The sequence below is a fragment of the Rhizobium acidisoli genome (assembly GCF_002531755.2).
Classification (GTDB): domain Bacteria; phylum Pseudomonadota; class Alphaproteobacteria; order Rhizobiales; family Rhizobiaceae; genus Rhizobium; species Rhizobium acidisoli.
Window position 1 is genome coordinate 3,887,574 of the sequence record NZ_CP034998.1, and the last position, 12,492, is coordinate 3,900,065.

General features: G+C 60.9%; 11 protein-coding genes. 4 read left to right on the top strand and 7 right to left on the bottom strand.

Annotated features, from left to right (window positions below; translation table 11 throughout):
• Window positions 1–2: 2 nt before the first annotated feature.
• The 4 genes from ppa to CO657_RS18995 all read right to left on the bottom strand — a co-directional run bounded on the left by ppa (window position 3) and on the right by CO657_RS18995 (window position 5,457).
• Window positions 3–539 carry an inorganic diphosphatase gene (gene ppa / locus CO657_RS18980; protein ID WP_012559229.1) on the bottom strand — a complete coding sequence of 179 codons (537 nt, stop codon included), beginning with the start codon at window positions 537–539 and terminating at the stop codon, window positions 3–5.
• A gap of 147 nt (window positions 540–686) precedes the next feature.
• Window positions 687–1,193: a GNAT family N-acetyltransferase gene (locus CO657_RS18985; RefSeq protein ID WP_003582861.1), complete on the bottom strand. Its 507-nt coding sequence runs from the start codon at window positions 1,191–1,193 to the stop codon at window positions 687–689.
• Window positions 1,194–1,391: 198 nt separating this feature from the next.
• Window positions 1,392–3,212, bottom strand: a complete 1,821-nt coding sequence (gene typA, locus CO657_RS18990) for a translational GTPase TypA (RefSeq protein WP_054182418.1) — start codon at window positions 3,210–3,212, stop codon at window positions 1,392–1,394.
• A 157-nt stretch (window positions 3,213–3,369) separates the two neighbouring features.
• Window positions 3,370–5,457 (bottom strand): M3 family metallopeptidase, encoded by a 2,088-nt coding sequence (locus CO657_RS18995; protein WP_054182417.1) that lies wholly within the window; start codon window positions 5,455–5,457, stop codon window positions 3,370–3,372.
• A gap of 205 nt (window positions 5,458–5,662) precedes the next feature.
• Here CO657_RS18995 and CO657_RS19000 point away from each other — a divergent pair, with 205 nt between their 5' ends.
• On the top strand, window positions 5,663–6,094 hold the full coding sequence (locus CO657_RS19000; protein ID WP_054182416.1) for a hypothetical protein: 432 nt from the start codon (window positions 5,663–5,665) through the stop codon (window positions 6,092–6,094).
• A gap of 8 nt (window positions 6,095–6,102) precedes the next feature.
• Here the strand turns inward: CO657_RS19000 and CO657_RS19005 are convergent, their stop codons facing one another.
• Window positions 6,103–6,744, bottom strand: coding sequence for a LysE family translocator (locus CO657_RS19005; protein ID WP_054182415.1), 642 nt, complete (start codon window positions 6,742–6,744; stop codon window positions 6,103–6,105).
• A 249-nt stretch (window positions 6,745–6,993) separates the two neighbouring features.
• Here CO657_RS19005 and CO657_RS19010 point away from each other — a divergent pair, with 249 nt between their 5' ends.
• Window positions 6,994–7,962 (top strand): DMT family transporter, encoded by a 969-nt coding sequence (locus CO657_RS19010; RefSeq protein ID WP_054182414.1) that lies wholly within the window; start codon window positions 6,994–6,996, stop codon window positions 7,960–7,962.
• 18 nt (window positions 7,963–7,980) lie between these two features.
• Here the strand turns inward: CO657_RS19010 and CO657_RS19015 are convergent, their stop codons facing one another.
• A complete protein-coding gene (locus tag CO657_RS19015; protein ID WP_054182413.1) occupies window positions 7,981–8,649 on the bottom strand; it encodes an NUDIX hydrolase in 669 nt (222 codons plus the stop codon).
• A 172-nt stretch (window positions 8,650–8,821) separates the two neighbouring features.
• Between CO657_RS19015 and CO657_RS19020 the strand changes: the two genes are divergently transcribed.
• Complete coding sequence (locus CO657_RS19020) at window positions 8,822–9,724, top strand: hypothetical protein (protein ID WP_054182412.1); 903 nt, start codon at window positions 8,822–8,824, stop codon at window positions 9,722–9,724.
• Between the two features lie 154 nt (window positions 9,725–9,878).
• Window positions 9,879–11,087: an adenylosuccinate synthetase gene (locus tag CO657_RS19025; RefSeq protein ID WP_054182411.1), complete on the top strand. Its 1,209-nt coding sequence runs from the start codon at window positions 9,879–9,881 to the stop codon at window positions 11,085–11,087.
• 58 nt (window positions 11,088–11,145) lie between these two features.
• Here the strand turns inward: CO657_RS19025 and CO657_RS19030 are convergent, their stop codons facing one another.
• Window positions 11,146–12,369, bottom strand: coding sequence for an argininosuccinate synthase (locus tag CO657_RS19030; protein ID WP_054182410.1), 1,224 nt, complete (start codon window positions 12,367–12,369; stop codon window positions 11,146–11,148).
• Between the last annotated feature and the right edge of the window lie 123 nt (window positions 12,370–12,492).

A 12,492-nucleotide genomic window follows, 5' to 3' on the forward strand; every position in this document is an offset into this window, starting at 1 on the left:
AATCAGCCTTTGGTCTTCTTGGCGCGCTCGACGGCTTCGAGGATAAGCTGGCCGGCTTCCTTGGAATCGCCCCAGCCGAAGATCTTCACCCACTTGCCGGGCTCCAGATCCTTGTAGTGCTCGAAAAAGTGCTCGATCTGCTTCAGCGTGATCTCGGGAAGATCGGTGTAGTCCTTCACCTTCTCATAGCGCAGCGTCAGCTTCGGCGACGGCACGGCGATGATCTTCTCGTCCTTGCCGGAATTGTCTTCCATCTTCAGGACGCCGATCGGGCGCACATTGATGACGCAGCCCGGAACCAGCGGGCGGGTGCTGGCGATCAGCACGTCGATCGGGTCGCCGTCCTCAGACAGCGTGTGCGGCACGAAACCATAATTGCCCGGATAGGTCATCGGCGTGTAGAGGAAACGATCGACGACCAGCGTGCCGGCTTCCTTGTCCATTTCATACTTGATGGGATGGCCGCCGACCGGAACCTCGACGATAACGTTGACGTCCTCAGGTGGATTATTACCGATGGAAATGGCGTCGATGCGCATAGGAACTCCCGCGGGGTTGAATTTATCGCAGCCAGATAATCAGTTTCATCTCGCAACGCAACATTTGAGATCACCAATGCGTGATGGCATCGGCGCAAAGAGCTCGAAACTTTCGAATAGGAAACAGGCGATTGCCGACCGAGCCGGTCAATTCCAGATGAAGCCGATCTTCTTCAACTGCTTGTGGTCGAAATTTTCCATGCCTTCGCAGAAATCGACACCGCCGTGATGGCGGTAGAACCGGCCGGCGGTCTCGTTTTCCTCGAGGCACCAGACGACCAGCCCGTTGCAGCCGAGCGACTTCAGCAGCCGGCGCGCCTCGCCGAACAGCATCCGGCCGAGGCCGATGCCCTGATATTCCGGCCGAAGATAGAGCTCGTAGATTTCGCCTTCCTGCGGCAAAGCGCGGGCGCGGTTGAGGCCGAGCGTTGCGTAGCCGGCAACCGTTCCGGCAACATCGAGAACCAGGAGCGTCGCCGGTCCGCGCGTCGCTTTGCGCCACCAGTTTTCACCGCGCCGCTCGATCATCTGCGTCAGCGCCCGATGCGGAATAATGCCTGCGTATGTGTGCTGCCAGGCAAGCCTGTGCGTTTCCGATATGGCTCGGGCATCGTGTGGTTCGGCCCGCCGAACATCGATCGACAACGTCTTCATAACGTTTACTCTGGTCCCGCCGAAGGCAATTAACCATATGCAGCCAGCGCATCGTGATCGATTGCCCACAGACTTGATATGTGGACGACAGATAAAATTTAACGCTTTTTTAACGATTGTCACAAGTCGGAATCAGCGCGGCGCACAATAAAAAACCCCGGCACGAAGGCCGGGGTTTCCAAGGGTGCTTTGAAGCTCTCAGAGAGCCGCTTTCGACTTTTCGAAACGCTTGCGGTCGTTTGCGTCGAGATACATCTTGCGCAGACGAATATTCTTCGGTGTCACTTCCATCAGCTCGTCTTCCTGGATCCAGGAAAGCGCACGATCAAGCGTCATGCGGATCGGCGGCGTCAGCTTGACGGCTTCGTCCTTGCCGGCGGCGCGGATGTTGGTCAGCTGCTTGCCCTTCAGGACATTCACTTCAAGATCGTTATCGCGCGTGTGGATGCCGATGATCATGCCGGCATAGACCTTTTCACCCGGCTCGATGATCATCGGACCGCGGTCTTCCAGGTTGAACATCGCATAGGCGACGGCTTCGCCGGGAGCATTGGCGAGCAGCACGCCGTTGACGCGGCCACCGATCACGCCCTTGTAGGGCTGGTAGTCGTGGAACAGGCGGTTCATGATCGCCGTGCCGCGCGTATCCGTCAGCAGTTCCGACTGGTAGCCGATCAGGCCGCGGGTCGGTGCATAGAAACGCAGGCGAAGACGATTGCCGCCCGACGGACGCAGCTCGACCATTTCGGCCTTGCGCTCGGACATCTTCTGAACGACGACGCCGGAATGTTCTTCGTCGACGTCGACGACGACTTCTTCGATCGGCTCGAGAAGCTGGCCGCTTTCATCCTTGTGCATGACGACGCGCGGACGCGACACGGCAAGCTCGAAGCCTTCGCGACGCATGGTTTCGATGAGCACGGCGAGCTGAAGTTCGCCGCGGCCGGACACGTAGAACGAATCCTTGCCTTCGGCTTCTTCGATCTTCAGGGCGACGTTGCCTTCAGCTTCCTTGAAGAGACGGTCGCGGATGACGCGTGAGGTCACCTTGTCGCCTTCGGTGCCCGCCAGCGGGCTGTCGTTGACGATGAAGGACATGGTCACCGTCGGCGGGTCGATCGGCTGCGCCTTCATGGCTTCCGAGACGGAAGGGTCGCAGAACGTATCGGCGACAGTACCCTTGGAAAGGCCGGCGATCGCCACGATGTCGCCCGCATGGGCTTCGTCGATCGCCGTGCGCTCAATGCCGCGGAAGGCGAGGATCTTGGAGATGCGGCCGGTTTCGATCAGCTTGCCGTCCTGGCCGAGAACCTTGACGGCCTGGTTCGGCTTGATCGAGCCCGACGCGATACGGCCGGTGATGATACGGCCGAGGAAGGGGTTGGCTTCGAGGATGGTGCCGATCATCCGGAACGGGCCTTCTTCGACGGTCGGCTCAGGAACATGCTTGAGCACCAGGTCGAGAAGCGGTGCAAGGCCCTCATCCTTCGGCCCTTCCGGATTGACGTTCATCCAGCCGTCGCGGCCCGAACCGTAGAGGATCGGGAAGTCGAGCTGCTCGTCGGTCGCGTCGAGATTGGCGAAAAGATCGAAGACTTCGTTGATGACTTCTTCGTGGCGGCCGTCCGGACGGTCGATCTTGTTGATGGCGACGATCGGGCGAAGGCCGACCTTCAGCGCCTTGCCGACGACGAACTTGGTCTGTGGCATCGGGCCTTCGGACGCGTCGACGAGAACGATCGCGCCATCCACCATCGAGAGAATGCGCTCGACTTCACCGCCGAAGTCGGCGTGGCCGGGGGTATCGACGATATTGATACGGACACCCTTCCACTCGACCGAGGTTGCCTTGGCGAGAATGGTGATGCCGCGTTCTTTTTCGAGATCGTTCGAGTCCATCACGCGTTCAGCGACACGCTGATTTTCGCGGAACGAGCCGGACTGCTTGAGAAGCTCATCCACCAGGGTCGTCTTGCCATGGTCAACGTGCGCGATGATCGCGATATTGCGAAGTGCCATATGTGAAATCTCTGAGGCTGCGGCGCACGCTCTTGAGGACGCGCCTATTGGTTTGGGGCGTCCATACAGTTTTTTTTGCGTTTGCGAAAGAGGGGAACGCGCAAAAGCTGCGGCATGGCTGCCGCCATGCCGCATCGAAGCGTGTCATCAAATTGTCTTAGGCGTCGCTGCCTGTCAATTCCTCGAAGGTCGAAAGTCCCTTTTTGACCAGCATCGCATCCGGGCTCGGCAGCTTGCCGCGGAAAGCCTTGTAGGCATCCTCCGGATCGACCGAGCCGCCGACGGAATAGATGTTTTCCTTGAGCTTGCGCGCCATCTCGCCATTGAAGGCGTCTCCCGTCTCCTCGAAGGCGGCAAAGGCGTCGGCGTCGAGCACCTCCGACCACATATAGGAGTAATAGCCGGCCGAATAACCGCCGGAGAAGATGTGCTGGAAGTGCGGCGTCGCGTGGCGCATGACGATCGATTTCGGCATGCCGATCTCGGCAAGCACCTCGGCCTGCACCGCCATCGGATCCGCAACCGCCTCCCGCGTGTGAAAGGCCATATCAACAAGCGCCGACGAGGTGAACTCGACGGTGTTGAAGCCGGCATTGAAGGTGCGCGCCGCCAGCACCTTGTCGAGCAGAGCCTGCGGCATCGGCTCGCCGGTTTCGACATGCACGGCATAGCGCTTCAGAATAGCGGGCACCGTCAGCCAGTGCTCGTAGAGCTGCGACGGCAGCTCGACGAAATCGCGCGAAACGCCGGTGCCGGAGACCGAGGGATAGGTGACATCAGAAAGCATGCCGTGCAGCGCGTGGCCGAATTCGTGGAACAGCGTGCGCGCATCATCGAGCGACAGCAGCGCCGGCTTGCCCTCGGCCGGCTTGGCGAAATTGCAGACATTGTAGATGATCGGCAGCTCGCCGTGGCGGCCGTTCTTCAGCTCCAGCCTATGCTGCGATTGCAGCGAGCTCATCCAGGCGCCTGATCGTTTCGAGCCGCGGGCGAAATAATCGCCAAGGAAAAGCGCGACCAGCCGATCTTCGCGATCCCTGATTTCGAACACCCTGACATCCGGATGATAGGCGGCCACGCCCTTCTTCTCGACGGCGCGGATGCCGAAGAGCCGGCCGGCCACGTCGAAGCAGGCTTCGACGATCTTCTCGAGCTGCAGATAGGGCTTGAGCTCGGCCTCGGAAAAATCGAATTTCCGCGCCCGGATCTTTTCGGCGTAGTGGCGCCAGTCCCAAGGCATCACCTCGTGGTTGCGGCCTTCCTCGGCGATCAGCGCCGCGATATCGGCCTCCTCCTCGCCAGCGCGTTTCACCGCCCGCGCCCAGACTGCTTTGAGCAGGTCGTTCACCGCCTCCGCCGTCTTTGCCATCGTATTGTCGAGCTTCAGCTCGGCGAAATTGCCGTAACCAAGCAGGCTCGCCACCTGATGGCGCAGCGCCAGCGTTTCTCGGATCACGGCGCGATTGTCCGTCTCGCCGTCATTTTCGCCGCGCGCCACCCACGCCTTGAATGCCTGCTCGCGCAGGTCGCGGCGCTCCGAAAAGGTCAGGAACGGCTCGATGATCGAGCGTGACAGCGTCACCGCATACTTGCCCTCTTCGCCGCGTTCGCGTGCTGCGGCGGCCATGGCGTCACGCAGGAATTCCGGCAGGCCGTCGAGCTCGGCTCCAGAAGAAAGCGTGAGTGCCCAGGCCTTCTCGTCGGCGAGCACGTTCTGGCCGAATTGCGTGGCGAGACCGGCAAGCTTTTCATTGATCGCTGCCAGTTTCTCCTGCTCGGCCTTCTCGAGCTTGGCGCCCGACTTGACGAAGCCTTTCCAGTGGCGCTCCAGCACGCGTTTCTGCTCGAGCGTCAGGCCGAGGCTTTCGCGTTTCTCCCAAAGCGTGTCGATGCGGGAAAAGAGCGCGGCATTCATGCCGATTTTCGAATAGTGGCGGGACATCTTCGGCGAGATCTCCCGCTCCAGCGCCTGGATCACATCATTGGTATGGGCGCCCGCCTTGTTCCAGAACAGCGCCGAAACGCGCGACAATGCATCGCCGGCTATTTCCAGCGCCGTGACCGTATTGTCGAATGTCGGCGCCTCGGCATTTCCGGCGATCTCGTCGATCTCACGTTCATGGGCGGCAAGCGCCGCTTCGAAGGCGGCTGCGAAATCGCCGTCATCGACAGCATCGAAACGCGGCAGGCCGTGAAGGCCGTCCCAAGTCACCAGCGCCGGATTGAAATCATGGGGAGAAGGCATCGGAGAATTCCTTTTTGGCATGCACGGGTTCGTCAATATAGGAGAGCTGTCGTAGAATTGGTATGCGGGAAGGACCTTTTGCCTCGCCTGCAAAATCTGGTGGACAAAAATTGACGCGCTAGAATTAACCAATCGTTAACGATTGACGCGAATCACGGGCGAGCGCTAGTTTCCCCATGTTTCTTCCTGTACGGGGACATGCGCCATGGAAATTTTTTCTGTGCGGTCTTCTCAGAGTTTGCTATTTAAAAACAATCCTAATAACGCAAAAAGTTCGAAGACCTCTCATATTGAAATCGAGACCAGAGCTCCCGCCCCGGCCTCGTTCCAGATCGACGATAATAGTGATGAAGGTCCGGATTTCACCGCTGTCAGCCCTGGCGAATTGCGCAATTACGCGCGTCAGAGTTTCGACAGCGGCCTGATCGATCAGAGCACCTACGCTGCAATCTCAGAGCCGCTGCCGATGCATGCGATCGATCCGCTCGGCAACGTCATCGATCTCTCCAGTGTCACCGACGGCACCAGCTTCAATTTTCTCGATTATTACAAAAATCAGTTGCAGATCGCCATGTCGATCGGCGGTCCCGATGAAGTCCAGACGCTGAAATCGATCGTCAATTTCCTGGATAGCTAGGCTCTAAATCAGGCCCTGCGCCAGCCGATGAGACCGGGCGTGGCGTGCCAGAGTGCCTGGGCGGCAAACCCCATGAAGAGGACGCCGGAGCAGCGCACGATCAGCCGCTCATGCGCGCGATAGAAGCGGCGCACCGCGCCGGCGCCGATGACGCCGATCAAAATGATGTCGGCCGTCACGAAACCGACGAAGGACACGCCGAGAAGCATCGGCAAGGCCTCGAAATCCAGCGCCCCGGCCGAGCCCGCAACCAGTGCGGTGAAGGTGGCAAGCGCCACGGGATAGCCCTTTGGATTGGTGACGCCGAAGATCAGCCCACGGCGAAACGGCCGCTCGACCACCACGAGAGCCTGTCCCTCGGCTTTCGGCTTGGCATTGACGGCGCTCCAGCCGATCCAGGCGAGGTAGAAGCCGCACGCAAGGCCGAGCAGGTCGAAGACGAAGGTTCCGATCGTCTTCGCGCCGACGATCGCGATCAGCGCCAGCGACGACCAGATGAGATCTCCGACCAGATGTCCCATCATGAAAAAAGCGCCGGCCTTGCGTCCCTGCCCGGCACCGATGCCGAGCAGCTGCAGAAAGGCGGGTCCCGGAATGAGCACGTAGAAGAGCGCCGCCAGGAAGGCGCCGAAGACCAGGGACTGCGTCATGGAGATGCTCCGGAGGATGATTTGGCAGAGTAAGCCATCCCCGGCATCCGTCAAGGGGCGGTTGAATGCCGATGAAAAGCAGCATGGATGGGCCGCGAGAGGATGGTTCTCATTTTCACCGGGTACCGGCCAAGACTTTCGGCACGTAAATTTCACCCATTCGATCAAGGCTTTCCCTTGATTGCCAACCGACTGCCGGCGTTACCGAGGTCGAAGGCCTGGTGACGCGACGTCAAGAGGGTGAACATCATGGACAAACTCTTCTATGTCGGCGTGTCAGCCGCTCTGTTTGCGGCCTTTGCCTTTTCGCTCAACTTTGTTGTGCCCTTCATCATCGGTGACTATTCCACCTTTGATTTCGCCCTCATCCGTCATGTCGTCTCGGGTCTGGTCGGGCTGTACATTCCGTTTTCGGAGAAGCGCATCATGCACCATCTCACGCTTCGGAACTGTTTACAGGCCATCTGGCTCGCCTTCATCGGATATGTCGGTTACTTCCTGACGGTGACGGGAGCAGCCGTCTTTGCCGGCCCCGTCATCGCTCCGGCCTTTCTCGGTCTGGTGCCGATCGTATTGATGGTCATTGGCAATCAGCGTCAGGGATCATTGCCGTGGCGATCCCTTATGATGCCTTTGGCGCTGGTGCTGGTCGGTCTTATCCTCGTCAATGGCACGGCATTCACGGCTGAGGGATTGAACTCCGTCGGATCCTTGTGGGTTGGCGTGCCGCTGGCGCTCGCTGCCGTTGGGCTTTGGGTCTGGTTCGCTCTTGCCAATCAGGCAGCCCTCGCCGCCCGACCGGAAATGCCCTCCGCTGTGTGGTCGGCCCTGATACTAGTCGGGGGTGGCGTCTTGATGCTGGCCTTCTATCCCGTCGGTGCCGCGATGGACCTCTTCCAGCTTCCAGCACTTGGATTCGGCTGGAGTGCCGCCGGCAACTTATATGTTTGGGGCGCATCTTTCGCGCTTCTGGCAACCGTCGGCGGCGTCTGGGCCTGGAACATTGCCTCACGGAGCCTGCCCGTTGCCCTGGCTGCGCAGCTGATCGTTTCGGAAACAGCCTTCGGTGTCATCGGCGGACTTATCGTGCATGCACGTTGGCCAACTCCGATCGAAGTCGCTGGGGTGGTTGTCCTGATTGCCGGCGTTGTTCTGTCAGTGCGGATTTTCTACGCTCGCCAATTTGCCCCGGGAAAGACATTGCTTGCGCAGGAGTGATCTCTGGACGCCGGCCACTCAAATTCTTCGATCGAACACAGCGACCGGCGTCTTCAGCCGATAGAGCGTCGTCGGCCGCCGGGCCCGCTCGGTCTGTCGTTTTTCGCCCTCGACCACTTCGAGCAGATCGAGATCATTGACCTTGCGGCGAAAGGCACTTTGGTCCAGCCGCTCGCCCATCACCGTTTCATAGATTGCCTGCAGTTCCGACATCGTGAAGACCTCTGGTAGCAGCCTTGCCGGAATGGTCGAGTAGGCGCCCTTGCCGCGCAGCCGCGCCAGCGCGGCAGTGACGATTTCATGATGGTCGAAGGGCAGTTCGCCGGCGGAATCGACCGGCCGCAATTCCAGAGGGCTGGCGGCACCCTCCAACGCTCCCTCAGGGACCAGCGCAAAATACGCGATCGATACCGACCAGTCGCGAGGATCGCGCCGCGCCGAAGCGAAGGTCGCAAGCTGTTCGAAAAAGATGCCCTCAAGCCCTGCCTTAGCCTTGAGGATGCGCCGCACTGCCGCCTCCGCATCGCCATCCTCATCCGTGTGCAGATAGCCACCAATCAGCGCCGGAACGCCGACAAACGGCTGGGCGGACCGCTCCAGCAAAGCCACGCATAGTCGGCCTTCGTGTAGCGTCAGCAAAACGATATCGACTGTTACGATCGGCCGTGCGAATTCAGCCTCTGCCATCGATGCCTTCCTAGTGAGCGTTCCAGACGTTTCATATCGGCCAATCGAAAAAAACACAATTTGCAAATAGCAACTTGCAAAGTGCACTTTGCAAGTTTATATGATTGGTAACGACGGCAGCGGGCAGAACCCGCCAGCCTGATCGCCAAGGCAACAGCAAAGGAGTGATGCCATGGGTATGGGACGTTTCAGCACAACCGACTGGGCGGCCTACAATGCACGCCATGTAGATGGCCGCAGCCGGTCCGAAGTATTCGGCGCCACCGGCATCGACCCCCGGTTCGATCCGGCGCGCTTTGCGACGCGCGAGAGCCGCGACAGCGCTTATAATCCGCAGTCAACGCCGATTATTCTCGCCTCGGATGTGACCGGCTCGATGGGCATGATCGCCCACGAGCTCATGCGCGGCGGGCTCATCACCCTGACATCGGAGATCTATGACCGCCGGCCGGTATCCGATCCGCATATCATGGTGGCGGCGGTAGGAGATGCGTACACCGATACGGCGCCGCTGCAGGCCACCCAGTTCGAGGCCGACATCTCGCTTGCCAGCCAGATCCGCGCCTTGTGGCTGGAAGGCAATGGCGGCGGCAATGACGGCGAGAGCTACAGCGCCGCCCACCTTCTGGCAGCGCTCAAAACCTCGACCGATGCCTTCGAAAGGCGCGGCCGCAAAGGCTATCTCTTCACCATCGGCGACGAGCCGGTCCACAATGGCCTGGCTGCCGACCAGATCGCCCGCATCTTCGGCATCGAACCGCCGCGCGGTCTGAGCGCCCGGGAATGCCTTGCGATGGCGCAGAGATCCTACGAGGTCTTCCACATCGTCATCCGCGAGGGCTATGCAGCGGCGCGGCTCGACCGGGTGCTCGCGAGCTGGCAGCCCTTGCTGCCGGGCCGGGCCTTCGTGCTCGATGACCACAGGCGCATTGCCGAACTGGTGGTCTCGATCATCGAGATCACCGAGGGCCGGGATGCCGGCGACGTAGCCGCCAGTTGGTCGGGTGCAGCGGCTGCAGTCGTCGCCAAGGCCATCGGCGAACGCCCCAAGCGGCGCCTGCTGCCGTTCTTCTAAGCCAGGAAAAGGTGCCAGGCGCTTTCCCCGGGGATTTAAAAAGCAAAAGGTTGGAGCGGTTCTGAGCTCCCATAAAAAGCTGAACCGCTCCGACCCCGTATCTTGCAGAACAAAAGCCCCGGCGCACGCTGGGAACCATTTTAAGGAGCAGAAGATGAGCACTCGAGCACAGGCCGTGATCGGCGCGCTTTATGGCGACGAAGGCAAGGGGCTGATGGTCGACCGCCTTGCCGCAGCCGCGCCGGGGGCCGTGGTGGTTCGCAGCAATGGCGGCGCTCAGGCCGGCCACACCGTGGTCGGTCCCGCCGGACGCCGCCATGTCTTCCACCACATCGGCTCGGGCAGCTTTGCCGGGGCCGCCACGCATTTCAGCCGCTTTTTCGTCGCCCATCCGATGCTGCTGCTCGACGAATCGGCCGCCCTTAGCCAGCTCGGTGTAAAGCCCGAGATCAGCAGCGACCCGCGTGCGCCGGTCACCACGCCGTTCGATGTTATCATCAACCAGGCCTTGGAGCTGGCGCGTGGCGCTGCCCGTCATGGCAGCTGCGGCCTCGGCTTCGGCGAGACCATCGAGCGCAATCTGCACCCGGAATTCGCCCTTTCGACCAAGGATCTGTTCCGCCCCGATCTGCACACCCGCCTTGTTTTTATCCGCGATGCCTGGGTACCGATCCGGCTGGCAGCGCTCGGCATCACCGCCTTGCCCGCAGAACTGGCCACCGCGCTGGCTGACGACACCACCATCGCCCGCTTCGAGGCCGATTGCGCCGCCTATCTCGACCGCGTCACGCTCTGGCCCGACCGACGGCTGTGCGAACGCGGCACCGTCATCTTCGAAGCGGCGCAGGGCCTCGGGCTTGATCAGGACCGTGGTGCCTTTCCCCACGTCACCCGTTCGAATACCGGGCTTGCCAACATGCTTGCTATCGCCGCCGAGGCCGGCATCACCGAGCTCGACGCAACATATGCGACGCGCTGCTACACCACCCGGCACGGCGCAGGGCCCCTCAAGGGGGAAGTTCCCGCACTTCCCGGCGTCAATGTCGTCGACCCCACCAACGCGCCGAACGAATGGCAGGGGCGCCTGAGGCTCGCCCCGCTCGATCTCGGCCTATTGCGTGAAGCCACAACACGCGACCTGAGCTTGGACCGCGGCGGTATCGCCGTCAGAGCCGGACTGGCGGTGACTTGCCTCGATCAGGCGGAGGATGGTTTTGCGGTGACGGACTGCGGAGAGGTGATGCCGCTTGATCCTGCCAAAGCGGCGTCCGAGATAGCCGATCTTGTCGGCCTGCCGCTCTGGGCCGAAAGCTGGGGGCCGCGTCGCGGTGACGTCAGACTACGTGTCGATGCCGCCGCGTAAAAGAGAGCCCGCGCGGCAAATGCCGGCGGGCTCATATCCGGTGCGAAGACGACCGGGATTATTTCGCGAGGTTGCGCTTGCCGAGTGTGCGCAGGCGCAGCGCGTTGAGCTTGATAAAGCCGGCCGCGTCCTTCTGGTCGTAGGCGCCCTGGTCGTCCTCGAAGGTGACGAGCTTGTCGGAATAGAGCGACTTCTCGCTTTCGCGGCCGGTGACCATGACATTGCCCTTGTAGAGCTTCAGCGTCACTTCGCCTTCGACATGCTCCTGGCTCTTGTCGATCAGCGCCTGCAGCATCTCGCGCTCCGGCGAGAACCAGAAGCCGTAATAGATCAGCTCCGCGTAACGCGGCATGATCTCATCCTTGAGATGGGCAGCACCCCGGTCAAGTGTGATCGATTCGATGGCGCGGTGCGCCGAGAGCAGGATCGTGCCGCCGGGCGTTTCATAGACGCCACGCGACTTCATACCGACGAAGCGGTTCTCGACGAGGTCGAGACGACCGATGCCGTTGTCGCGGCCATAGGTGTTGAGTGTGGCGAGCAGCGTTGCCGGCGACATTTCGACGCCGTTGATCGAGACGGCATCGCCCTTGCGGAAGCCGACCTTGATCACCGTTGCCTTGTCGGGCGCGGCCTCAGGCGAGATCGTGCGCATATGCACATATTCCGGCGCCTCCTGGGCGGGGTCTTCCAGGACCTTGCCCTCGGAGGAGGAATGCAGAAGGTTGGCGTCGACGGAGAACGGCGCCTCGCCCTTCTTGTCCTTGGCAACCGGGATCTGATGCTGCTCGGCGAAAGCGAGCAGGTCGGTGCGGCTCTTGAACGCCCAGTCGCGCCATGGCGCGATGATCTTGATGTCGGGGTTCAAAGCATAGGCTGAGAGTTCGAAACGAACCTGGTCGTTGCCCTTGCCGGTGGCGCCATGGGCGATCGCATCGGCGCCCGTCTTGCGGGCGATATCGATCAGATGCTTGGAAATCAGCGGCCGGGCGATCGAAGTGCCGAGCAGATAAACGCCCTCATAGACGGCATTGGCACGGAACATCGGGAAGACGAAATCGCGCACGAATTCCTCGCGCACATCCTCGATGTAGATCTCCTTGATGCCGAGCATCTCGGCCTTCTTGCGCGCCGGCTCCAGCTCTTCGCCCTGGCCGAGATCGGCGGTGAAGGTGACGACTTCGGCGCCGAGCTCGGTCTGCAGCCACTTCAGGATGATCGAGGTGTCGAGACCGCCGGAATAGGCGAGAACGACTTTCTTCACGTCTTTGTATGATGCCATGATGATGAGGTCCGTTGCATAAAAGGCCGGCGAAAACCCGGTATCGCGGCACTTTTAGCGAGATTGGCGCGTGACGCAAGGGCAAGTGCCATGCCGCCGGCGCGATAGCGTTGACAGCACCAA

Coding starts and splice junctions, on each gene's coding strand:
- CO657_RS19015 (WP_054182413.1), bottom strand. CDS start 8,649: ATGGCAGAGGCTGAATTCGCACGGCCGATCGTAACAGTCGATATCGTT.
- typA (WP_054182418.1), bottom strand. CDS start 3,212: ATGGCACTTCGCAATATCGCGATCATCGCGCACGTTGACCATGGCAAG.
- CO657_RS19020 (WP_054182412.1), top strand. CDS start 8,822: ATGGGTATGGGACGTTTCAGCACAACCGACTGGGCGGCCTACAATGCA.
- CO657_RS19030 (WP_054182410.1), bottom strand. CDS start 12,369: ATGGCATCATACAAAGACGTGAAGAAAGTCGTTCTCGCCTATTCCGGC.
- ppa (WP_012559229.1), bottom strand. CDS start 539: ATGCGCATCGACGCCATTTCCATCGGTAATAATCCACCTGAGGACGTC.
- CO657_RS19010 (WP_054182414.1), top strand. CDS start 6,994: ATGGACAAACTCTTCTATGTCGGCGTGTCAGCCGCTCTGTTTGCGGCC.
- CO657_RS19005 (WP_054182415.1), bottom strand. CDS start 6,744: ATGACGCAGTCCCTGGTCTTCGGCGCCTTCCTGGCGGCGCTCTTCTAC.
- CO657_RS18995 (WP_054182417.1), bottom strand. CDS start 5,457: ATGCCTTCTCCCCATGATTTCAATCCGGCGCTGGTGACTTGGGACGGC.
- CO657_RS19025 (WP_054182411.1), top strand. CDS start 9,879: ATGAGCACTCGAGCACAGGCCGTGATCGGCGCGCTTTATGGCGACGAA.
- CO657_RS19000 (WP_054182416.1), top strand. CDS start 5,663: ATGGAAATTTTTTCTGTGCGGTCTTCTCAGAGTTTGCTATTTAAAAAC.
- CO657_RS18985 (WP_003582861.1), bottom strand. CDS start 1,193: ATGAAGACGTTGTCGATCGATGTTCGGCGGGCCGAACCACACGATGCC.